This window comes from Actinophytocola xinjiangensis (assembly GCF_001921215.1).
Classification (GTDB): Bacteria; Actinomycetota; Actinomycetes; order Mycobacteriales; family Pseudonocardiaceae; genus Actinophytocola; species Actinophytocola xinjiangensis.
Genome location: NZ_MSIF01000010.1, coordinates 254,183 through 275,814 on the forward strand (window position 1 = coordinate 254,183; position 21,632 = coordinate 275,814).

A 21,632-nucleotide genomic window follows, 5' to 3' on the forward strand; every position below is an offset into this window, starting at 1 on the left:
TCGTGGACCAGTTGACTGTCTCCAGTGGAATAACGCAGAGTGTCATCAATATCCGGCGCGTTTGTCAACGTGTATGTTCAAACAAGGCACCTGAGGTGCTGGGTTGAAACATTCCGGCAACACGCTAACCATGTGAGGATGGGAGCATGGACACACTCGTCCGGCCCGCGTTGCGGGTCCGGGGGCTCTCGGTGACCTTCCCCGTGTCCGGAGTGGACATCCCGGCGGTTCGGCACGTCGACCTGGACGTTCCGCGCGGTGAGCTGGTCGCCCTGCTCGGCGAGTCGGGGTCGGGCAAGTCGGTGACCGCCCGGGCGGTGATGGGCCTGGCCGGCGAGGGAGCCCAGGTCAGTGCCGACGAGCTGACTCTCGGTGACGTGGACCTGAACAGTGCCTCCGCGCGCACGCTGCGTGAACTGCGTGGCGCGCGGATGAGCCTGGTCCTTCAGGACGCGCTCTCCGCGCTCAACCCGGTGCTCACGATCGGTGACCAACTGGGTGAGCTGTTCCGCATCCACCAGGGGGCGTCGAAGAAGGTCGCCCGCTCCCGCGCCGCGGACCTGCTGGGCCAGGTCGGCATCCCCGCGCCGGCCAAACGCATCGACGACTACCCGCACCAGTTCTCCGGCGGGATGCGCCAACGCATCCTGATCGCCATGGCGATCGCGTTGGAGCCCGAGCTGTTGATCGCCGACGAGCCGACGACCGCGCTGGACGTCACCGTGCAGGCCCAGATCCTGGACCTGCTGGGCTCGCTGCGCACGCAACTGGACATGGGCGTGCTGCTCATCACCCACGACCTGGCGGTGGTCAGCGAGGTGGCCGACCGCCTGGCGGTCATGTACGCCGGCCGGGTCGTGGAGGCCGGGGACGCCGACACCGTCCTGTCCCGACCGTCCCACCCGTACACCGAGGCCCTGTTGCGTTCGGTGCCCAGGATCGAACACCACGGCGGTGACCTGTTCACCATCCCCGGTTCACCCCCGAACCCGGCGCGGGTGCCGTCGGGCTGCCCGTTCCACCCCCGCTGCCACCGGGCGATCGACCTCTGTTCGTCGGTGCGCCCAGAACTCCTGGCCACGGCCGACGGTCGGACCGTGGCCTGCCACCGCTCGGAAGAGGTGCTCGATGCCCACAGCCGTTGAGACCGTCGAGGTCCTGCGCGCCGAGGACCTGGTGCGGACCTACCAGGTCGGCTCCGTCCTCAGGCGAAGCCACGTGTCGGCCGTCGACGGCGTGAGCCTGTCCCTGCACCGGGGCGAGGTGCTGGGCGTGGTCGGCGAGTCGGGCTGTGGAAAGTCCACCCTGGCACGGATGCTCGTGGGCCTGGAACGCCCCGACGCCGGCCGCCTGCTCTACCGGGACACCGACGTGACCGCCGGCCACCGCGAGGACCGCAAACGGTTGCGCGACGGCGTCCAGATGATCTTCCAGGACCCGTACGCGTCCCTGGACCCCCGGATGACGGTGTTGGACATCGTGGCCGAACCGTTGGCCGCCAACGGTTCGGGCACCAGGTCGAGCCGCCGCGACAAGGTCGCCGAGTTACTGAGCCTGGTGGGCCTGGCCCCCGACATGATGGCCAGGTACGCCCACCAGTTCTCCGGCGGACAACGCCAACGGATCGGGATCGCCAGGGCACTGGCCCTCGACCCGGACGTGCTGATCTGTGACGAGCCGGTCTCCGCGCTGGACGTGTCGGTGCAGGCGCAGGTGGTGAACCTGTTGGCCGACCTGCGCAAGCGGTTGGGCGTGGCGATCGTGTTCATCGCGCACGACCTGTCGGTGGTGCGACACCTGGCCGACCGGGTGGCCGTCATGTACCTGGGGCGGATCGCCGAGATCGGGGACACCGCGTCGATCTACGACAACCCGGCCAACCCCTACACCCAGGCGCTGCTCTCGGCCGTGCCATCCCCGGACCGGGGGGCCCGGGGCGGGGTGTCCCGGCGGCGGGTCCTGACCGGCGAGCCACCCTCGCCGATCGACCCGCCGTCGGGATGCCGGTTCAACCCCCGGTGCTGGCTGGCCCAGGACCGCTGCCACACCGAGGTTCCCGACCTGCGGGTGGTCGGGTCGACGTCGCGGCGGGCCGCCTGCCACTTCGCCGAGTCCGCGCTGTCCGGGTCCTGAGGGACCCGGCTCAGTCGACCCACTCGACCACGGCGATGGTGATGTTGTCCCGGCCACCGGCGTCCATGGCGGCCGACCACAGCGCGGTGACCGCCGTCGTCGTGTCCGAGCCCCGGAGCAGGTCCTCCATGTACTCGTCGGCGACGAGGTCGCTCAGCCCGTCCGAACAGAGCAGCACCCGGTCGGTCGGCGGCAGGAACACGGCGGTGATCATCAGCGGCTCGCGGTCGGCCCGGCCACCCAGACAGCGGGTGAGCCCGCCCCCGGCGCCCCGGTCGTCGGTGCTCACCTGGGACAGGTAGCTCCCGTAGCCGACGTAGACCCGGGAGTCGCCGATCCCCAGGTGGAACGCGTCGTCCGGGGTCACCAGGACCCCGGCGACCGTCGTCCCCAGCCCGGCCACCGCCGGGTCGCCGCGGCCCATCGCCAGCAGGTCGTCGTCGACGCGCTGGGCGGCGTAGGTGAGCGCCACGGCGTCGCCGGGCGCGGCGGCGGCCAGCGTCCGCACCGCGTGGCCGGCGGCGACGTCCCCGGCGGCGTGGCCGCCCATGCCGTCGGCCACGGCCACCAGGGCCGGCACGGGCAGGTCCACCACCAGCGGCGTCCGCATGCTCAGGCCGGTGACGGTCGCCGGCCCGACGGCCAGCGCGTCCTCGTTGGTCGCGCGCACGGCCCCCCGATGGGTGAACACCGTCGCGCGCACCGCTGTCGTCATGGTTCGACCACCGCCTCCACGTCGGACGCCAGGCGCACCCGGTCGCCGGCGGACACCGGCACGGTGCGGCCGGCCGGTACCGGGACGTCGTTGACGAACGTCCCGTTGGCCGAGTACTCGTCCCGCACCCACATCGACCCGTCCGGCTCGACCCCGACGGTCGCGTGCCGTCGGGACACGTTGTCGTGGGGGGCGAGGTGACCGGCCGAGGGGGACTGCTCGGGATCCCGGCCCAACAGGACCGAGCCGGGGTTGGGCAGCGCCACCCGCCAGCCGGTGAACGCCACCGAGGGGCCGCCGGGCGGTGCCCCCAACGTCGTCAGGCACTCCACGCACACCAGGTTCGCCGGGTCGGGCACCGTCGCCCCGCACGACGGGCAGGTGAGCACCGCCGGCGCCTGGGTCGTCTCCTGGCGCGCCGCGACGACCAGCGGGTTCCCGCAGATCTGACAGGTCGCGGCACCGGCGGGATTCCCGTGCCCGCACACGGCGCAGATCACCCCAGCCATGTCACCGCCTCCGCCGCGACGCCCCGCGCCGCCAACCCGGCCCGCAACCGGTCCAGGTCCCCGCGCCGGGGAATGCCGATCAGCCGGATCGAGTCCCCTGTGGACAGAACCTGCATCGCCGGCGCCGAACTCGCTTCCAGGCCACCGTAACGGCGCTCGCCCAGGGACGTCAGCGTAACGATCCGCTGGTTGTCCGACCCGCGCAGCGCCGCCCCGGTGTTGCGCCGCTCGACATACGGCCCGGCGACCACCGCGTCGCAGTGCGCCAGCACCGACGCGTGCTCGTCCCGCAGCCGCTCGAACGGATACCCCGAGAACACCAGCACGTCGAACGCCCGCTCACCACGCCACGCCGACACCGCCGACAGCAGCGACCCCAACGCCCGCGCCTGCTGGAACGGCTCCCCGCCGGAGACCGTCAGCCCGTCCAACGGCTCGGGCAGCGACGCGAGCCACGGCAGGACCTCGGCCTGCTCGCCACCGGCCGGATCCCAGGTGTCGCGGGACGCGCACCCGTGGCAGCCGATCGTGCAGCCCTGCACCCAGATCCCGGCCCGCACCCCGTGCCCGAGCACCGTCACCGGGTGGTGCCAGCGGTTGAGGCGCAACCCGGTCATGTCAGCCCCGTCATGTCAGCCCCGTCATGTCAGCGTCAGGTGGACGTCGGGCCCCACCCGGTCGATCGCGGTGACCCTGACCAGCGCGCCGCCGGTCAGGTCGCGGTCGAACAGCGCGCGGGACAGCGGGTTGATCAGCAGCGACTCCAGCGCGGTGCCGATTCCCCGGCCGCCGTTGCTCAGGTCGGCCGTGCACCAGGCACACAGCTCGTCGCGGACCTGGGGGGACAGCTCCACGGTGATGTCCTGCTCGCGGTGCACGTTGTGCAGGATGTTCGCCAGCTGGCCGGTGAAGATCCGTTCGGCGGCCTCGCGGGAGACGAAGTCGAACACCACGATGTTGTCGCCGAAGCGGTTCAGCAGCTCGGGACGCGCCAGGGTGGTGGTGAAGTGGTCGGTGATCGCCGCCTTGACCTTCGACTCGATCACCTCGTACGGGTCCTGCTGGTCGATGTTGGGCACCCGGGCGTTGGTCGCCGGGTCGGTGACCGTCACGCCCAGGTTCGACGTGAAGATCAGCACACAGCCGGAGAAGTACGTCGTGGCGCCCCGGCCGTCGGTGAGCCGGCCGTCCTCCAGGATCTGCAGGAACTTGTCCAGGATGCGGGGGTGGGCCTTCTCGATCTCGTCGAACAGGATCACCCGGAACGGTTGCTGGCGCACGGCGTTGGTCAGCTCCCCGCCGACCTCGTAGCCAACGTAGCCCGGTGGCGCGCCGATCAGCCGGTCGCCGGAGTGCTCGGCGGAGAACTCGCTCATGTCGAAGCGCAGGAACGCGTTCTCGTTGCCGAACACCAGCGCGGCGACGGCCTTGGCCAGCTCGGTCTTGCCGACACCGGTCGGGCCGGCGAAGAACAGCACGCCGCGCGGGCGGTTGGACGACACCCTGGCCTGCGCGCCGGACAGGCCCAGCGCCGCCCGTTTGAGGATGTCCAGGGTCTTGGTGACCGCGTGCGGCTGGCCGACGACCTTGTCCGGCACCGCCCGCTCGCCCTCGACGATCCGCCGGCGCAGGTAGCTCTGGCGCCACGGGTCGTCGAGCACCCCGAGCTTGTAGACGCGCACGGCGGCCGGCAGACCGGACAGCGTCAGCCGCCGGTCCCGCGCCAGCCACGTCACGCCGGTCATGTCCCGCAGCGTCAGGCCCTCGGCCTGCTCGGCGAACTCGTGGCAGTGCTTGTCCGCGTCCCGGTCCTCGCCGCCGGGCAGGGACCGGGCGAGCAGGGCGGCGGTGTCCTCGCGGTCACGCAGGTCCGGCCGGGGCAGGCCGATCGCCCGGAACCGCTCGTTGTCGGCGGTGAACCACACCGGCAGGTCCAGCTCGCGTTCCACGAGCCAGAAGATGGGGTTGTACAACGGGTTGGGCCGCGCCTCGGTGCCGGCGCCGGGCAGTGCCGTGCGGGAGAGCTTGGCGCAGAACAGGAAGAAGTCGCGCTCGGCGGCGTCGAGGCGGCCGACGTCGACGGCCAGCCGGGAGGCGTGGTCGACCAGGCAGGCCGCGCGGCCGGCGGCGGTGTTGGTGACCGACGTCAGGTACTGGCGCAACCGTTCCAGCGACGGGGCCTTCGCCTTGCTGACGTCCTCGCCGAGGACCTGCTTGGCGGCGTCGCGGGCCCGCTGCCCGGCCTCGTCGTCGGTCGCCGGGTACACGGCGAGGCCGTCGACCTGGTCGTAGGTCAGCAGGAACTGGTAGCCGGCGCCCTCCAGCACGTGCCAGAGCAGGTGGCGCAGCGGCATCAGCTGCGCGCGTTCGGGCGTGCGGCGCAGGAACACGTCCCAGATGTTGCCGTGCAGCACGTACTGGGAGTGCACGGCCAGGGTGGAGTCGATCTCCCTGGCGAACGCGGGCAGCTCCGGCTCCATCTACCGCTCCCTGCTGGTCTTCGTGTCCTGTGTGGACCGGCGGTCGTCGTCGGCGGCGGCGACGACCGGGAGGTGGCGTTCGCCCGGCGCCGCCAGCTCGGTGCGGTCCATCGCCAGCCCGTGCCGGTCCAGGACCGACACCAGGGTCTCCTTGTCGGTGCACCACTGCTGTTCGTGCTCGAAGTCCTCGCGGCGGGCGTCGGTCCCGGTGCGGGCGCTGCGCCGGATGACCGCGTCCCGGACCTGGTCGCGCTCCACCACCAGCTGGACGGCGTGCTCGGGCCAGTCCTCGCGCACCAGCCGCACCCGCTCACCGCTGGTGGCGTACTCCTCGTCGATCCGATAGCCCAGCTCGTCGAGCGAGTCGACCACCGCCGCCAGCACGTACCGCTGCTCCAGCTCGCCGCGCACCTGGTCGGCGGCCCGCTGGGACCGGGTGCGCAGCGCCTCGTCGAACTCGCGGCGGGCGGCGAGGACCTCGGCCAGGTCGTGGCGCAGCCGGGTCCGTTCGGCGTCGGCCGGCTCGGCGGGCAGAGCGGCCAGCATGGTGGCGGCGTGGATCGCGTCCTCACGGATCGTCCCGGCGTGCTCGTTGGCCCGCTGGACGCTCAGCCGCAGCTGGTCGAGCAGGGTGTGGTGGTCGACGTCCGGGCGGGGCACGGTGACCTGCGACGCGGCGGCCAGCACGGCGGCGCGGTCGGCGTCGGTCGCGGTGGGGGACAGCCGCCCCAGCACCCGGGCGACGTCCACGCCGACCTGCTCGGGGATCTCCCGCACGGGCGCGTCGTCGGCCAGCGCCTGGTGGTACCGGGCGAACGCCTCGGCGGAGGTCACCGGGCGGTCCAGGTCGACGGTGTGGCGCAGGACCGACACGGTCGCCGAGCTCGCGCGGTCGGCCAGGTTCCGTTCCACGCCGGCGATCGTGGCGTTCGCCGTGGCGCACCAGGCGATCAGCTCGGCGGGGGTCTGTGAGCACGGGTCGAGCACGGCCGGCAGTGAGGCGGTGATCTCCGGGGCGTGCGCGGCCAGCACCTCGATCCGCGCGTTGACCTCCACCACCCGCCGGGCCGCGTCCTCCCACGCCGCCAGCTCGGCGTTGTCGACCGCCCACTGGGCGGCGCGCTGCTCGGCCCGGTCACCGACCCGGCTCAGCCCGCCGCCGATCGCCCCGACCGACCGGACCGCGACCAGCGCGCCGGCCTGGACACCCCGGGCCGCGAGCCACGCGGCACCGCCCAGCACCAGCGCGCCGCCGACGACCCCGCCGACCGCGACCGCCCCGAGTCCCATACTGCTCATCGTCTACCCCTGCCCCGTCACTCGTCGTCGGTCCTGTCGGTGTGCGGTCCGCCAGCGCGCGTGCCGGTGCGCGGCGACCACGACGTGCGTCACGCCCGCCACCAGCGCGGCCACCGGCGCGGCCCCGGTGAGCGAGCCCAGTACCACCAGGCCGACGAGGATCCCGATGGCCCAGGCCCGTGGTGAGTCCCGCATCCGCCGGCCAAGCCGGCCGGCGGTGCGCTGCACGCTCTGCCACAGCGAGTAGGCCGGGTGGTAGTCGCCGGCCAGGATCCCGGCCAGGGTCAGCTCGGCCACCCAGTGCACCGCCACGACCACCGCCACCAGCCACTGTCCCTGGGGCCGCTCCGGGTCGAACCCGGTGGTTCCCACGAGCAGCCACAGCAACGTCAGCACCGACGCGCCGGCGACCGCCCGGCCGATCGCGCCGGCCCGCCCGGCCCGCCGCCTGTCCTCGTGGTCGTCCCACGCCCTGGCGTGGGCGAGCCTGGCCTGTTCGGCGGCCTGGGCGGCGCGCCGCGCGGTGTCGGCCTCGGCGGTGGCGGGGCCGATCGCGTACAGGCCGGCGTAGGCGCGGACGTGGTCGGTGCCGACCCAGCGGCGGATCTCGTCGAACCAGGCGACGTGCTGGGCCGGGTCGGCGGACTGGTCGGTGAACTGGCGCAGCCAGTCCTCGCCGCAGCGCCCGCCGGCCGCCAGCTCCAGCATCGCCGCGCGCCCCACCGGGCGGTTCTCGGCGGTGAACACGGACCGCAGCTGGCGGTGGCGGCGCAGGTGGCGGGTGGCGGTGTTCAGCTCGTCGCGGCGCGCCTGCCAGGCGGCGGTCACCGGGGCCAGTTCGGCGCCGCCGGTGAATTCGGCGAGCACCGCCAGCAGCGACGCGTCGTGCAGTTCGGCGACGATGGCGCGTGCCTCGGTGGTGTCCGGGGTCGTGTCGTCGTTCTGGGCCTGCCGGGCCCACGCGCGCAGCTGGGCGCGGTCGACGGCGGTTCCCCGGTAGACCGGCGGCAGCGCGGGGTTGAGGCCGGCCAGCAGCTTCACCAGCTTGCTGTCCGGTTTGTCCTTGCTGTGTTCCAGGTGGTCCACCAGGTCGAGCCGGGCCTCGACGACGCCGGGTTCGTTGCGACCGGGATCGTTGAACTGGTCGAGCCACCGGGTGAGCGCGCGCCACGACGAGCTGTGCGTCATGCCGAAGCGGCGCGCGGCCCGCCGCCAGTCGCGGGCCATGGCCTCGGTGAGGGTGGCGATGTCGCGGTAGCGCTGGTTGCCGAACTCGAACTCGGTGGCGTCCACCGCGATCCGCCGGTCGGGGATCTCCGGGCTGCCGCCGCCGAGCCAGTCGGTCACCTGGACCTGGTTCCACCGCTGGGATTCGTCGGACACCAGCAGCCCGGAGCACAGCCGGCGCACGCGGGGGTCGGTGACGGCGTCGACCGGGACGGGTTTGGTGGTGACCGCCATCTGCACCATGAGGATGTCCAGCCCGGCGAACGGTTGTTGACCAGTTGCCAACTCCAGGGCCATCATTCCCACCGCCCACCAGTCCAACGCCGAGGACACGTGCCCGGCCCAGGACTCCGGGGCGGCGTAGGCGGGGGTCTGGCCGACGGTGGTGAAGTGCGCGGTGCCGGTGAGCCGCCGACTGAGCCCGAAGTCGGACAACACCACCTCCAGTCGCGCTCCGGTGTCGCGGACGAGGACGTTCTCCGGCTTGAGGTCGCGGTGGATGATGCCGTGCCGGTGCAGCACCCCCAGGCCCTCGGTCAGCTGCGCCACGATCGCGGTGATCCGGCTCGCGTCGAACACCCGGCTGCCGGCGCCGTTTTCCCGAAGTGTTCCGGCGGGCAGGTGTTCCATCAATTCGAATGCGCGGCCGTCGGTGAGCGTTCCGGTTTCCGTGACCTCGACGACGTGTTTCGACCGTAACGTGGGAAGCTGGGCGGCGACGGTAGGGTCCGTGGCGATATGGGGGAAGTAGATTTTCAGCACGCGTTGTTCGTCGTCACCGTTCGGTACCAGGAACAGTTGTGCCTCACCACTGGTTTTCCACAACGACGCGCCCCTGGTCACCGGTCGCAGGTGTACCGGAAACAGTTCCGGGGCGAGCAGCGAATGAATATCCGCCGCACCCGCACCGGACTCGCGTCTGGTCGCCGCCGGCCCGCCGGTCGGCTGCTCCCGGCGGGTCGCGTCGACCGATTCCGCGCGTTCCCGGCGTGTGCGGTGCGGTTCGGTCATGGTCCCCTCCCCTCGGCAGGGGTGCGGTGGTGTGCCCCGGAGTTGTCTGACGGACAGTACCGCCGCGACCACGACGCGCCGGAGCCAAATCCGGTTCCCGTCCGTCAGAGGAGAGTCGGCAATCTGGAGGAATCATGACGCGCCCGCTACCGGCGATTACCGCTGTCGAACAGGCGTGGCTGCGGCTGGGTGAGGACGGTGTGGTCTCGACGGTCGCGTCCTCGTTCACCGACGAGAACGCCGAACGCGGCTGGGTCGACGCGGTCGGCCCGCACCTGGGCTTCCCGGACGCGTCGCTGCGGGGCCCCGCGCTGAGCTACCTGGTGCTCCCGGACGGACTGGCCGCCGTGCTGTACCGGCTGCGCGAGCCGGGCGGCGTGCCGATCGCGCACGCCCTGCTCGGCCGGGCCGACCAGCTCACCCCGGCCGTCGCACTGTCCACAGTGGACTGGCAGGGTTGGCTGGCCGACGGCTCGCCCGGCGCGCGGCTGACCCGGTTACGGGTCGAGGACCTCGGCAGCCCGGCCACCGCGCAACGCCTGCGCCAGCAGGCCGTCCGGCAGGGTGACCTGCTCGCCCAGGTCCTCGCCTGGGTGTTGCAGGCGCCGACCGCGCCGGTGGGCATCGTCGGCTGCTCCGAGGCCGACCGCCCGGCGCTCACCCTGGCCCTGGTGCGCATCGCCGAACCGGTGCTGCCCGCCCGCCCGTGGAGCTTCGTCCTCCAACCCGACAGCGCCACCGACGGCACCAACCCCACCATCGCCTTCTTCGACGCCGAGCCCGACGACCCCGCCGGCCGGCTGATCATCGACGTCCGCCGGGACCGGGGCGCCAGCCCACAGAACGAGTACCGCGCCAACGCGCTGGTCTACCGCTACGAGTTCGGCGTCGACCCGCCCAACGCGGCCGCCGCGCCGGCCATCCTCCCGGTCCCGCCGCCCGCCCCGCCGCCGCTGCGCCCGGCACCGCCCCAGCAGACCCACCACGCGCCGGCCGTACTGCCGCAGTGGCGGGTCAGCGCACTCGTGCGCGACCTGGCCGACGCCCGCGACGCCACGGCGGTCAACGGCGCGCTGGTCGAACTGGAGTACGCGGTCGCCGCCATCGACGAGCGGGACAACGTGCGGCGCGCGCTGGCCGGCGAACGCTGGGCACAGCGGGCCATCCTGCGGCACGTCCCGTTCGACCAGCTGGAACCGGTCCACGTGCGGCTCGCCCAGATCGCCTTCGGTGCCACCGGCCCCGGCAGGGTCACCCCCGGTGCCCGCGAGGACGCCCGGCGGCTGGTGGCCGGCGCCGAGTCCACCGTGCTGGTCCGCGCGGTCGCCAGGGTCGTCGCCGACGGCGAGTTGGCGATGGTGCTGGCCAAACGCTGGTTGCGCGAGACCGAACCCGTCGAACCCGACCCCACGGCCGAACTCGGGCCGCTGGCCAGGGTTTTCTGGCGGATGGGCCTGCCGGTCACGCCGCTGGCGGCGCGGATCACCTTCGGGCTGTTCGTGCTGGCCGCCGGGATCGGGCTCGGCTGGTGGATCGGCGGTGTGCCGCGATGACCACCGCCTACCAGCCCCCCGACGACCTGACCGTCGGCGACCTCGGGCGCCTCGGCGAGGAACTCGGCGCCGGCGGACAGGCCAGGGTGTACGACCTGCCGAAGCTGACGCTGCCCGACGTGCCGGGTTCGTTGGTGTACAAGGAGTACCGGCCCGGCCGGGCGCCCGTGCACGGCATGCGCAAGGTGATCGCGCTGCGCTCGCGGCTGCGCACCGACCCGGCCCTGCTGGCCCGCCTCGACGACACCACCGCCTGGCCGGTGCGCCAGGTCGTCGACGACGACGGCGCCCTGCTGGGGCTGGTCCTGCGCCGCATCCCCGACGAGTTCCTGCACGACCTGCGCCTGCCCAGCGGCCGGACCGCCCACGACCGCCCGCGCGAGGTGCAGTTCCTGTTCATCCCGCCCGACCGCGCGCTGCAGTCCGGCCTGCCGACACCGACGCCCGACGAGCGGCTGGCCATCTGCCGCGACTTCGCCGCCGGGCTCGCGTTCCTGCACGACAAGCTGAACGTGGCCTTCGGCGACCTCAACGCGCGCAACGCCGTGTTCCGCCTCGGCACCGAGCCGACGGTGATGTTCGTGGACTGCGACGCGGTGCGGAGGGTCGGCGACATCGCCGGCAGCCCGCAGCTCAACGCGCCCGACTGGGAGCCGCCCGAGGGCGCCGACGTGCTGAGCATCGCCACCGACCGGTACAAGCTGGGCCTGTTCGTGCTGCGCTGCCTGACCCCCGGCGCCGGCTGCTCGATCAACCGCGACCCCGACCAGGCGCGCGGCGTGCTGGACACCACCGGCCTGGCGATGCTCACCCGCGCCGTGCGCGGTGCCCCGGCGCAACGCCCGTCGGCCGAGGAGTGGCACCGCTACCTGCGGCGCGCCCTGGGCGAGGCCAACGACCCGCCGCGCATCGGCGTGCTGGAGTTCGACCGGACGATGGTGGCCGCCGGTGAGCCGCTGACCGTGCGCTGGTCGGCCACCGAGGCCGACACGCTGACCGTCTCCGGCGTGGGCATCGACGACGTCGAGGTGTCCGGCGCGGCCGGGTCCGGCACGATCGCCGTGAACCCGGCGCGCACCGGCCGGCTGGTGGTCACCGCGACCAACCAGCTCGGCGTCGACCGGCGGGTCACCGGCCCGGTCGCGGTGTACGACGTGCCGTCCTTCGCCGACCTCCCGGTGCCGATGCCGGTCCTGCCGATGCCCAACCTGCTGGCCCTGGACCTGCCGGACGTTGGCCGCTCGCTGCCCTCGTTCCCGACCAGCCAGCCGGTGGCGGTGCCGCCGATGGCCAGCGTGGTCGACGCGCTGGCCGACCCGACGGTGCTCACCCCGCCGGAGCCGACGGGCCTGGCCGCGCCGCCGCCGGTGTTCGGCGCCGGCACCTCGGCGGTCCCGTTCGCCGACACCACCCACCTGTTCCCGGACCGGTCGGCCGCCCCGCCCGACCTGACCGCGCTCCTGTACCCCGACCCGCCGACCGGCGAGGAGGCCACGTCGTGAGTCTGTTCTCCTGGCTGGCGGCACCGCACCGGCTCGCCCGGATGGCCGGCGCCCAGCCCGACGTCCTGGCCAGGGCGCGCACCGACCGCGCCAAGTACACCGCCATGGGCGGCGTGCTGCTGACCACCGCCGGCGTGGCCGGGGTGAGCGCCACGTTCGCCCTCAACAGCGCGGTGCACCTGCCGCTCCCGGTGGCGATCGTCGCCGGGGTGCTGTGGGCGATCGTGATCTTCAACCTGGACCGGATGCTGATCGTCAGCATCACCCGCCAGTCCGGCTGGTGGCGCAACTCGCTGGCCGCGGTGCCCCGGATCCTGCTGGCCCTGGTGATCGGCACGGTGGTCTCGGTGCCGCTGGTGCTCAAGATCTTCGAGCCGGAGATCAACAACGAGATGCAGATCATGCACTCGGAGAACCTGACCGAGGCGCAGAAGAAACTCGACGAGCAGTTCGCCGACATCCCGCGCATGCAGGAGAGGGTGGAGAACTTACAGGCCATCGCCTCCGGCGAGAGCCAGCCCAGCGTCAGCGACGACCCGGACGTCGTGGCCGCGCGGGAGCGGGTGGCCACCGCGCAGACCGCCTTCGACAAGGCCGCCGCCCGCGCCCAGTGCGAGCTGGACGGCACCTGCGGCACCGGCGTCCCCGGCGTCGGCACCGCCTACCAGGAGGCCAAGGCCCAGGCGGACAAGGCGAAGACGACCCTGGACGCGGAGACCGCGCACCTCAACGAGGTCACCGCCGCCGCCCAGCGCAAGATCGCCGGCAGCGGCACCAGGAACCGCGCCGACGCCCAGCGGGAGCTGGACACCCTGGTGCCCCGCCTGGAGAGCCGGATCGCCGAACGCGACGCGGCCCAGCGGCGCCTGGACTCCGGCGAGATCAACAGCGAGGGCATGCTGGCCCAGTTGGAAGCGCTGGACCGGCTCACCGACGGCCACGCGAACATGCAGACCGCGAGCTTCATGCTGGCCGCGCTGTTCCTGCTGATCGAGGTCCTGCCGGTGGTGGTGAAGCTGCTGACCTTGGTGGGCAAGGAAACCCTCTACGACCGGGTCCTCGACAGCGACGAGAAGGCACTCGAGGCGCTGGCCGGCACGTCCAACAAGACCGCGCTGGACAACGCAGCCGACCTGCGCGAGCAGCAGCTCAAACGCGGCCGCGACGCCAACGCGCTGCTCGCCGACCAGCAGTTCGAGATCGCCAAGAAGGCCATCGAGACCTGGGGGAGGATCGCCCGCAGTCGCAGCGACGACGAGCTGGCCCGCTGGTACGCCAAGCACGCCGGCGAACCCGAGCAGCCGACCCCGCCGAACCAGCCGACCCAGCCGACCCAGCCACTGCCGACCCAGCCGCCGCCCGAGCCCGTGCCGGCGTCGATCACCCAGCCGCTGATGACCCCGGTGTACCGTCCGCCGGACGACCCACCCACGGTCTCCCTGCCGGCCCCCACGCCGCCACCGCCGCCGCCCCCTGGCGGAGGGCGACGCGGACAGTCCTATCAGGAGTTCCGGGCCAGGTTCGGGCGTCCGCCCGGCAACGGCCACGGCCCCCACCACCACCAACCGTAGGGAAACAGAACGAACATGGATGCCACCGGCGCCAAGCTGCTGCCGTTCTACCTGGTCGTCGACGTGTCGTACTCGATGTCGGGCAAGAAGATCGCGTCGGCGAACCAGATCCTGCCCCAGGTCCGCGACGCGCTCGCCGAGAACCCGATCCTGTCCGACAAGGTCCGCATCGGACTGATCGACTTCTCCAACGACGCCCAGGTCCAGCTGCCGCTGTGCGACCTGCTCGACCCGAGCCTGACGCTGCCGGTGCTCAGTGTGCGCGGCGGCACCTCCTACGTCGCCGCGTTCGACCGGCTGCGCACCGAGATCGCGGCGAACATCAAGCAGCTCAAGGTGGACGGCTACCGGGTGCACCGCCCGGCGGTGTTCTTCCTGTCCGACGGCGCGCCCACCGACCCGGACGCCGACTGGCAGGCCGCGTTCGCCCGGCTGGTCGGCGATCCGGCCTACCCCAACGTGATCCCGTTCGGGGTGGACGAGGCCGACGGCGCGATCCTGGCCCGCGTGGTGCACCCGCCGTCGGGCACCAAGCAGATGCGGATGTACCTGATGGAGAACGGTCAGGACCCCGCGCAGGCGATCAACACGATGGCCGAGATCATGGTCTCCAGCGTGATCAACTCCGGGCGCAGCGTCTCCCAGGGGGAGTCCGGGATCCTGTTGCCGGACAAGGACGAGCTGGGCTCGGGCGTGACCCAGCACGCGCCATCGGACTGGGTGTGACCGCCCCCCGGCCGCCGGCCGGTGACCCCGGCTGGCGCGGTGACCCCGGCTGGCGCGGTGATCCCGGCTGGCGTGGTGAGTTCCGGTTCGTGCCCTACCAGGTCGGCGACCCCGGTCGGGCCGCCACCGTCCCGGCCCACCCCGACCCGCAGGCGTGGGACCAGCCCGACACGATCCTCGACGGCTACCTCATCGGCGGGCCCGACACCCCACCGATGACGTTGCGGGCGGCCAGCGTTCGCGGCCGGTCGCACCGGTTCTACGGCCGGGCCAGACAGGACGCCTACGCCGTGCGCCGCGACGAGCGCTACGTCGTGCTCGCGGTGGCCGACGGGGTCAGCGCCGCGCCGCTGTCGCACTACGCGGCGAACGTCGTCACCCGCCACGGCTGCCACGAGATCCGCGCCCAGCTGGCCACCACCGCCCCGGAGGCGTTGAACTGGTCGTGGCTGCTGCGGGTGCTGGCCGCCAAGGTCGTCGCCGAGGGCCGTCGCCAGCTCGGCCAGCCGGACCTGCCCGACAGCGAGGTCGCCACCCAGCTGGCGGCGACCGTGCTGTTCGCGATCGTCGAACTGGCCCCGCGCGATGGCTACCACCCGGTGCACCTGCTGGCCCACGGCGACTCCTCGGCGTGGATCCTGCGCGCCGGCCAGCACTGGGAAGCCCAGCAGCCGATCAAGAACGAGGGCACCGACCTCGCCTCCTCGGCCACCGCCGCGCTGCCCTACCTCCCGGACACCCCGCCGGTGCCGGTGCACACCGTGCTCGCCCCGGCCGACGTGCTGCTGCTGGTCACCGACGGTCTGGGCGACCCGCTGGGCAACGGCACCGGCACCGTCGGCGGGTTCCTCGCCGAGCAGTGGCGCCGGCCCCCGGAGCCGCTGGCGTTCGCCGCCCACGTCGACTTCGCCAGGAAGTCCCACGACGACGACCGCACGGCGATCGCCCTGTGGCCGGGCGCCTGACTCACCGCCGCGCCCGGGTCTGTTCCCCGGTCAGCGCGGCGGCGCGGCGCGCGACCAGCTCGTCCAGCGCGTCGGCCGGCGCGCCGGCGGCCAGGTGGTCGGTGACCGCGCGCACCAGCTCGTCGTGCACCAGCAGCAGCAGGCATTCGCGGGTCACCGGGTCCAGCGGGGCGCTCACCGGAGCAGGCCGTGACGCTGGGCGTGGATGACGGTGGTGAGCCGGTCGCTGGTGCCCAGTCGGCGGTAGAGCAGTTCGAGGTGCTTGCCGATCGTGCGCGGCGACAGGCACAGCCGGCGGGCGATGGCGGTGACCGTCAGCCCGTCGGCGAGCAGCGCCAGGATCTCGCGCTGGCGCGGGGTCAGGGCCGGTGCGGCGTCGGGTGGTTCCGGCCGGCGCAGGACCTCGGCCAGCAGCCGGTCGCCGGTCGGCTCGTCCAGGCCCAGCGCGGTGAACGCCAGGGCGCAGGCCAGCACCGGGTCGCCGTCGGACAGGGCCACCAGCCGGTCGACGGCACCGGTGCCGGCGGCGGCCAGCCGGCGGCGCACGTCGGCGACCGTGGGGTGCGGTGGGGCGGTCATGACGACTCCTTACCTGGCTCGCGGGCCATGCCTTAGTCCGGCGGTGGAGCCGGCCGCGCCGGCCGGTGGGGAATAGTGAGTTCGCCGTATCTTTTCCGGCACCTGTTCGTTCGTGGAAAACACGGGCCTAGCGTGACGAATTGTCATTCTTGCCGAGCAGGGGAGCGCCGGGAAATGTCTACCGTTCGAGAACTCGCCGGTGCGGGAACGCTGGCCGTGGTCGCCGCCGCCGCGACCGGGGACGACCGGCGGCGACTGCGGATCGAGGCCTACGAGCTGCTGCACCGGCTGGTCTTCGAGCAGCTGACCAGAAAGGTCGAGACGCGGCGCGGTCACCTGCGGTGCGCGGTTTCCGTGCAGCTGCTCGCCGACGATTGTCTGGACCGTTTCCACGACGACATGGACGCGGTCCTCGACGATCTTTTCCGGCACGCCAGGACCCCGATCAGGAATCTGGAGGGCTGGGTTCGCCGGCGGCTGCGCGCGGCGACCGTCGACGCCCACCGCCGCCGGCGCGGTGAACGCGGCGCCCAGCAGCGGCCCCGTCTCCCCGGCTGGCTGGCCGACCGCCTCGACCACGACACCCGGCTCGGTGAGCTGGCGGTGTCGATGCTGGAGTTCGTCGGGGTGGAGCAGACCGCCGGTCTGGAGACCTGGCCGGTGGACGCCTGGGCGGCGCGCCGCTGTGCCGACGGCGCCGGCTACGAGGCCGCCCGGCGCGCCGTGCTGCGCGACGTGGCGACCGTGCTGACCGCGATGCGCACCCGCCCGGCCTGGTACGACGACTACGTCGAACGTCCGCTGGGCCGCAAGCGGGCGCCGCTGTTGCCGGCGCCGCGCACGACCGTGTCGGCGCAGCCGCCGCAGCCGCCCCGGCGCTCGGCGCTGGTGGAGCTGTCGGGACTGGCGATCACCGCCATCGAGACCCGGCTGGCCGGGGGCGAGGAGCCGAGGGCCGTCCTGGTCGACGTGCTGACCACCGTCTTCGGCCGGCTGTCCGAAGTGGACAGCGAGGACGACGGTGCCGACGACCGGGTGCTCGCCCTGCTCGACGACGCCGCGTCGGTCGACCGGCTGGTGGCCGACGTGCTGGCGATCCTGCGTCACGACGGAGTCTGACGGACAGGTCCGCGCAAACCGCCTCCTGGCCGGCGGTGTCCGTCAGAGAATGGACGCCCGCACCGAGCAGCGTGGAGGTCACCCGTGACGTCACCCGAGGACGCCGAGGACGCCGTGGCGCGGTGTCAGGCGCTGATCGTGCGCGCGCTGACCGAGGACCACGGCCACCGCGTCGTCGAGGAGTTCGTCGGCCAGCTCGACCGGCTGCCCGCCGACCACCCGCACCGAGGCCGGCTGGCCGGCGCGCTGGTGATGGTGCTCGAACAGCACCGGGACGCGGACATGGCCACCGACTACCTGCGCCACCTCGCCGACCTGCTGGCCGTCGCCGACACCGGCCCGCCGCCGACCACCCGCTGGGAACGCGTCCGCGCGGCCGCGGGCCCCAAGGCCACGCTCTACGCCGGCATGATCGGCCAGTCCCTCGACCCGGACGCGATCACCGACCAGGTCGCCGCGCTGACCAGCGCCTTCGGCGACAACCCCCGGTTCGCCAAGCTCACCGAGCTGACGACCGGACTCCTGCACGGCATGACCGAGGGCAACCTCAGTGCCCTGAGCGAGGCGTCGGCCACGCTGCCGGCCCTGCTCGACGAGGTCCTCGGCGACGCCCCGGAGGTCGGGGCGATCAAGGAACAGTTCGCCGCGATGAGCGACATGTTCCTGGCCAACCAGCGCAACGACCCGGCCTCGGTCCAGTCGGCGTTGTCCCGGCTGACCGAGGTGACCGGGACACTGCCCGAGGGGCACATCATGCGCGCGGGCATCGCCGACTCGGTTCGCCAGGCCAGCACGCTGTGGCAGCTGGTCAACGGGGAGGGGGAGCGGCTGACCGAGGAGCGGATCGCCGAGCTGGCGGCCTCCGCGGCCCGGCCCGACGCCCCGGCGGCCGACCGGGTCATGGCGTACCTGACGCTGGCCGGCGCGTTCCACAGCGAGGGCGTCGGCTCGGACCCGGACCGCATCGACCAGGGTGTCGCCTGCGCGCGCTCGGCGCTGGAGCTGACCACCTCCGGCGAGCCGCTGCACAACTTCTGCCTGTTCTCGGTGGCCGTCGGCCTGTACCTGCGGTCGGAGGCGGCCGGCACGACCGAGGGCCTCGACGAGGCGGTGACTCTGCTGGAGGCCGCGCTCAAGGAACTGGGCGGGCCGGAGCACCCGCACTGGACGCAGGTCAACGACCTGCTGGCCAATGTCCGGCTGCGCTCGGGTGAGCAGCGCGTCTCCGGCGAGGTGGGCCTGGTCGCGCAGCGCGGGTACGCGTGGCGGGTGCTGCGCGAGTCGGACACCCGCAGCGCGCGGGAGGCGGTGCGCGACGCCGCCGAGTCGGCCATCTCCGTCGCCCGCCAGTGCCTCGGGGTCTCCGAGGTCACCGCCGCGCTGCGTGCCCTGGACACCGGCCGGGGGCTGATGCTCTTCGCCGCCACCGAACTGCCCCGGTTCCCGGCGATGCTGCGCGCCGCCGGTCACGACGACCTGGCCGACCGCTGGGAAGCCGACGGTGCCGCCGGCTCGTCGGTGCGGCGCAAGGCGCTGGGCGTGCTCGCCGAACTCCCCGGCGCCGACCTGATGTTCGACCCGCCGAGCCTCGCCGAGATCCGCACCGCGCTGGGCTCGCTGGACGCGGACGCGCTGGTGTACCTGGTGCCGGCCGACCCGCCGCAGCCGGGGCTGGCGGTGATCGCCCCGGCCGACGGCCCGCCGGCCTGGCTGCCGCTGCCGGCCCTGACCCTCACCGGCGACGTGGAGGTCGAGCGGTACCTCTCGGCGTTGGTCGACCGCTCCCGCGACCTGGCGCCGCCGGCGCCGCTGACCCCGCTCACCGACAGCCTCGACGCGCTGTGCGACTGGGCGTGGCGGGTGGCGGTCGGCCCGCTGCTGGAGCGCTACTTCCCGGTGGGGGAGCGGGAACCGAGGATCGTGCTGGTGCCGATGGGTGACCTGGCGCGTATCCCGTGGGCGGCGGCGCGCCGTGCCGACGGCCGGTACGCGATCGAGCTGGCGGAGTTCTCCTACGCCGTCTCGGCCAGGTTGTTGTGCGAGAACGCGGCGTGGTCGCCGGTGGCCACCTCGGCGACCGGTCTGATCGTCGGCGACCCGGACACCGCCGGCGCGGCCAGCGACCTGGTCGGCGCGCGCACCGAGGCGCACGCCCTGCGGCGCGGTTTCTACCAGGGCGCCCGCTATGTCGGCCGGCGGCCCAACGGGTCGGTCAGCCCGTCCGGTGCCGGCACCTCGGCCCAGGTCCGCCAGTGGCTGACCGATACCGGCCCGGCGGCCGGCGGCCTGCTGCACCTGGCCTGCCACGGCCGTTACGAGGCCGAGCGCGCCCATCTGCTGCTGGCGCCGGAGACCGAGGGCGGCCCGGCGAGCACGGTGAGCGCCGAGGAGATCGTGGCGCTGCTGGCCGAGGCGGACCGGCGCCGGATCGGCCTGGCCGTGCTGGCCGCCTGTCACACCGGCCGCTCGGTGTACGGCTACGACGAGGCGTACAGCCTGGGGACGGCGTTGCTGGCGGGGCGGGTCCGGTCGGTGCTGTCCACGCAGTGGAGCATCCCGGACCGGGAGACCTCCGCGCTGATGTACATGTTCCACCACTACCGGGTCGAGGAGCGCCTGCCGGTGCGGCGTTCGCTGCTGCTGGCGCAGCGCTGGCTGCTCGACAGCGACCGCCGCGCGCCCGCCGGTATGCCGGCGGCGCTGTTGGCGTCGGTACCGCGACGGGAACCGGCCCCGGTGTACGCCTGGGCCGGATTCGTCCACTATGGACAGTGAGGGTGGTATGGCTGACGAACGGATCGACGCCCTGCGCGCGGAGCTGGCCGGCCTGACCGGCGGGGCCCGGCTGCTCCCGCTGATCCGGCTCGGCCAGGGCCTGGCCGAGCGCTACTGGCGGCGCGGCATGAGCCAACCCGGCAGCCGGGCCGACCTGGACGAGGCCATCGAACGGCTGGAGGAGGCCTACGGCCACGCCCGCGCCGAGGACAGTTACCGGGGCACGGCCGCCGCCTACGTCGGCTGGCTGCGCGCCGCCCGGCACACCGCCCACGGCGAGGCCGACGAGGACCGCGAGGCCGGGCTGGCCATGCTGGAGGTCGCGCTCGCCACCCCGGAGCTCAACCCGATGATGCGCACGATGTGCCTGGTCGGGGCAGGTCAGCTCTACGTCAGCCGGGTCATGGTCTACCTCCAGACTCCCGGCGAGATGATGAACCTGATGGCCGGCAAGGCCCCGCCGCAGATCGCCACCCAGGCCGACCGGGCCGCCGAGTGCCTGCGCGAGGTCATCGACCGTCCCCAGCTCAGCGCCGACATGGTCGAGGGCGTCCGGGCGATGCTGGCCATGGTCGAGATCATGCGCGGGATGCTGCGCGGCGCGGGCGCCGGCATGGACTTCGGCGGGCTGGGCGAGGCCATGGCCTCGATCCAGAAGTTCCAGAGCCGGGTCGCCGCCCCCGGCATCGTCCGCCCGAACACGTCGTTCATCGACTTCGGCGCGATCAACGACCTCATGCGCGCCGACGTGCTCAACCGCCCGGTGATGGTGATGCGCGAGGAGCACCGGCCGACGGTCGTCGAGGCCGAGATCGCCGAGCCCGAACCCGAGCCCGAACCCGAGCCGGAGCCGGAGCCCGCTCCCGACCGGGACGGGCTGCGGGCCATGGTCCTGGCAGCGCTGCGACACGAGAACGACCTGGCAGCCCTGCTCGACCCCGCGACCGCCGCCCCCGACGTGGCCGCCGTCGACGACGCCGTCGCCCTGGCCAGGACCGTCGTCGACCTCGACGACGGCCAGCCGGCCACCGCCGGGGACTGGTTCGCGCTGGCCGTGGCCCTGGGCCTGCGTCACCGGCTGGACCCCGAGGCCGAGGACGGCGAGGACCGGACCGCCGGCCTGCGTGCCCTGCACACCGCCCTGCGCGCGCTGCCGCCCGGCGACCCCGGGTCGGTCACCCTGCTGACCTGCCTCGGCGCGTTCCTGCACCCGGACCGGCCCGTCGAGGACACCCTGGCCGACGTCGCCGAGGAGTTCGCCGACCGGATCGACGCGGTGATCGTGACCGGCGGCATCACCGCCGCGGGTGAGTTGGCCACGTTGCACGCGTTGCGTTGCCTGTGCCGGGCCGCCGTCGCGTTCGCCGAGCTGGGACGGGCCCCGGTGCCCGTCGAGTACCCGTGGCGGGCGCCGCTGCTGGCCGCGATGCGCGCCACCGGCCTGTAGTCGCCCGCCGGTCAGCCGCGA

The 21,632-nt window shown here is 73.3% G+C and carries 18 protein-coding genes; 10 read left to right on the forward strand and 8 right to left on the reverse strand.

Annotated features, from left to right (window positions below):
• Positions 1–146 precede the first annotated feature (146 nt).
• On the forward strand, positions 147–1,145 hold the full coding sequence (locus tag BLA60_RS21500) for an ABC transporter ATP-binding protein (protein WP_075134739.1): 999 nt from the start codon (positions 147–149) through the stop codon (positions 1,143–1,145).
• Positions 1,129–2,133 (forward strand): ABC transporter ATP-binding protein, encoded by a 1,005-nt coding sequence (locus BLA60_RS21505; RefSeq protein ID WP_075134740.1) that lies wholly within the window; start codon positions 1,129–1,131, stop codon positions 2,131–2,133. The genes BLA60_RS21500 and BLA60_RS21505 overlap by 17 nt, the downstream gene beginning before the upstream one ends.
• 10 nt (positions 2,134–2,143) lie before the next feature.
• Here the strand turns inward: BLA60_RS21505 and BLA60_RS21510 are convergent, their stop codons facing one another.
• The 6 genes from BLA60_RS21510 to BLA60_RS21535 are packed head-to-tail and all read right to left on the reverse strand — an operon-like array spanning position 2,144 to position 9,374.
• Complete coding sequence (locus tag BLA60_RS21510) at positions 2,144–2,848, reverse strand: PP2C family protein-serine/threonine phosphatase (RefSeq protein WP_075134741.1); 705 nt, start codon at positions 2,846–2,848, stop codon at positions 2,144–2,146.
• The gene (locus BLA60_RS21515; protein WP_154814501.1) at positions 2,845–3,357 is read right to left on the reverse strand and encodes a double zinc ribbon and FHA domain-containing protein; all 513 of its coding nucleotides are present in this window, start codon (positions 3,355–3,357) and stop codon (positions 2,845–2,847) included. The genes BLA60_RS21510 and BLA60_RS21515 overlap by 4 nt, the downstream gene beginning before the upstream one ends.
• A complete protein-coding gene (locus BLA60_RS21520; RefSeq protein ID WP_075134743.1) occupies positions 3,345–3,974 on the reverse strand; it encodes a 4Fe-4S single cluster domain-containing protein in 630 nt (209 codons plus the stop codon). Before BLA60_RS21520 ends, BLA60_RS21515 begins: the two co-directional genes overlap by 13 nt.
• 24 nt (positions 3,975–3,998) lie before the next feature.
• Complete coding sequence (locus tag BLA60_RS21525; protein ID WP_075134744.1) at positions 3,999–5,837, reverse strand: AAA family ATPase; 1,839 nt, start codon at positions 5,835–5,837, stop codon at positions 3,999–4,001.
• Positions 5,838–7,136 carry a hypothetical protein gene (locus tag BLA60_RS21530; protein ID WP_154814502.1) on the reverse strand — a complete coding sequence of 433 codons (1,299 nt, stop codon included), beginning with the start codon at positions 7,134–7,136 and terminating at the stop codon, positions 5,838–5,840.
• Positions 7,137–7,139: 3 nt separating this feature from the next.
• Positions 7,140–9,374: a protein kinase domain-containing protein gene (locus BLA60_RS21535; RefSeq protein ID WP_075134746.1), complete on the reverse strand. Its 2,235-nt coding sequence runs from the start codon at positions 9,372–9,374 to the stop codon at positions 7,140–7,142.
• A gap of 134 nt (positions 9,375–9,508) precedes the next feature.
• On the opposite strand from BLA60_RS21535, the gene BLA60_RS21540 reads away from it, so the two are divergent.
• Genes BLA60_RS21540 through BLA60_RS21560 form a run of 5 tightly spaced genes read left to right on the forward strand, consistent with a single transcriptional unit; the run spans position 9,509 to position 15,691 of the window.
• Positions 9,509–10,927: a hypothetical protein gene (locus BLA60_RS21540; RefSeq protein WP_075134747.1), complete on the forward strand. Its 1,419-nt coding sequence runs from the start codon at positions 9,509–9,511 to the stop codon at positions 10,925–10,927.
• Positions 10,924–12,429 (forward strand): hypothetical protein, encoded by a 1,506-nt coding sequence (locus tag BLA60_RS43480; RefSeq protein WP_075134748.1) that lies wholly within the window; start codon positions 10,924–10,926, stop codon positions 12,427–12,429. Before BLA60_RS21540 ends, BLA60_RS43480 begins: the two co-directional genes overlap by 4 nt.
• A complete protein-coding gene (locus BLA60_RS21550) occupies positions 12,426–14,000 on the forward strand; it encodes a DUF4407 domain-containing protein (RefSeq protein ID WP_075134749.1) in 1,575 nt (524 codons plus the stop codon). Before BLA60_RS43480 ends, BLA60_RS21550 begins: the two co-directional genes overlap by 4 nt.
• 15 nt (positions 14,001–14,015) lie before the next feature.
• Positions 14,016–14,726, forward strand: coding sequence for a vWA domain-containing protein (locus BLA60_RS21555; RefSeq protein ID WP_075134750.1), 711 nt, complete (start codon positions 14,016–14,018; stop codon positions 14,724–14,726).
• Entirely contained in the window at positions 14,723–15,691 is a 969-nt protein-coding gene (locus BLA60_RS21560; protein WP_075134751.1) for a protein phosphatase 2C domain-containing protein, read from the forward strand. Before BLA60_RS21555 ends, BLA60_RS21560 begins: the two co-directional genes overlap by 4 nt.
• Position 15,692: 1 nt before the next feature.
• Here the strand turns inward: BLA60_RS21560 and BLA60_RS43485 are convergent, their stop codons facing one another.
• Both BLA60_RS43485 and BLA60_RS21565 read right to left on the reverse strand, forming a co-directional pair.
• A complete protein-coding gene (locus BLA60_RS43485) occupies positions 15,693–15,869 on the reverse strand; it encodes a hypothetical protein (protein WP_154814503.1) in 177 nt (58 codons plus the stop codon).
• Positions 15,866–16,270 (reverse strand): response regulator transcription factor, encoded by a 405-nt coding sequence (locus BLA60_RS21565; protein WP_075134752.1) that lies wholly within the window; start codon positions 16,268–16,270, stop codon positions 15,866–15,868. The genes BLA60_RS43485 and BLA60_RS21565 overlap by 4 nt, the downstream gene beginning before the upstream one ends.
• Positions 16,271–16,444: 174 nt before the next feature.
• Here BLA60_RS21565 and BLA60_RS21570 point away from each other — a divergent pair, with 174 nt between their 5' ends.
• The 3 genes from BLA60_RS21570 to BLA60_RS21580 all read left to right on the forward strand — a co-directional run bounded on the left by BLA60_RS21570 (position 16,445) and on the right by BLA60_RS21580 (position 21,611).
• Complete coding sequence (locus BLA60_RS21570) at positions 16,445–17,389, forward strand: hypothetical protein (protein ID WP_075134753.1); 945 nt, start codon at positions 16,445–16,447, stop codon at positions 17,387–17,389.
• An 84-nt stretch (positions 17,390–17,473) separates the two neighbouring features.
• A complete protein-coding gene (locus BLA60_RS21575; RefSeq protein ID WP_075134754.1) occupies positions 17,474–20,164 on the forward strand; it encodes a CHAT domain-containing protein in 2,691 nt (896 codons plus the stop codon).
• A 7-nt stretch (positions 20,165–20,171) separates the two neighbouring features.
• Positions 20,172–21,611 (forward strand): hypothetical protein, encoded by a 1,440-nt coding sequence (locus tag BLA60_RS21580; protein WP_075134755.1) that lies wholly within the window; start codon positions 20,172–20,174, stop codon positions 21,609–21,611.
• The last annotated feature ends 21 nt before the right edge of the window (positions 21,612–21,632 follow it).

Bases quoted from the DNA above. Each gene is read 5' to 3' on its own strand.
- BLA60_RS21500 (WP_075134739.1), top strand. From the start codon at position 147: ATGGACACACTCGTCCGGCCCGCGTTGCGGGTCCGGGGGCTCTCGGTG.
- BLA60_RS21505 (WP_075134740.1), top strand. From the start codon at position 1,129: ATGCCCACAGCCGTTGAGACCGTCGAGGTCCTGCGCGCCGAGGACCTG.
- BLA60_RS21510 (WP_075134741.1), bottom strand. From the start codon at position 2,848: ATGACGACAGCGGTGCGCGCGACGGTGTTCACCCATCGGGGGGCCGTG.
- BLA60_RS21515 (WP_154814501.1), bottom strand. From the start codon at position 3,357: ATGGCTGGGGTGATCTGCGCCGTGTGCGGGCACGGGAATCCCGCCGGT.
- BLA60_RS21520 (WP_075134743.1), bottom strand. From the start codon at position 3,974: ATGACCGGGTTGCGCCTCAACCGCTGGCACCACCCGGTGACGGTGCTC.
- BLA60_RS21525 (WP_075134744.1), bottom strand. From the start codon at position 5,837: ATGGAGCCGGAGCTGCCCGCGTTCGCCAGGGAGATCGACTCCACCCTG.
- BLA60_RS21530 (WP_154814502.1), bottom strand. From the start codon at position 7,136: ATGAGCAGTATGGGACTCGGGGCGGTCGCGGTCGGCGGGGTCGTCGGC.
- BLA60_RS21535 (WP_075134746.1), bottom strand. From the start codon at position 9,374: ATGACCGAACCGCACCGCACACGCCGGGAACGCGCGGAATCGGTCGAC.
- BLA60_RS21540 (WP_075134747.1), top strand. From the start codon at position 9,509: ATGACGCGCCCGCTACCGGCGATTACCGCTGTCGAACAGGCGTGGCTG.
- BLA60_RS43480 (WP_075134748.1), top strand. From the start codon at position 10,924: ATGACCACCGCCTACCAGCCCCCCGACGACCTGACCGTCGGCGACCTC.
- BLA60_RS21555 (WP_075134750.1), top strand. From the start codon at position 14,016: ATGGATGCCACCGGCGCCAAGCTGCTGCCGTTCTACCTGGTCGTCGAC.
- BLA60_RS21565 (WP_075134752.1), bottom strand. From the start codon at position 16,270: ATGACCGCCCCACCGCACCCCACGGTCGCCGACGTGCGCCGCCGGCTG.
- BLA60_RS21570 (WP_075134753.1), top strand. From the start codon at position 16,445: ATGTCTACCGTTCGAGAACTCGCCGGTGCGGGAACGCTGGCCGTGGTC.
- BLA60_RS21580 (WP_075134755.1), top strand. From the start codon at position 20,172: ATGGCTGACGAACGGATCGACGCCCTGCGCGCGGAGCTGGCCGGCCTG.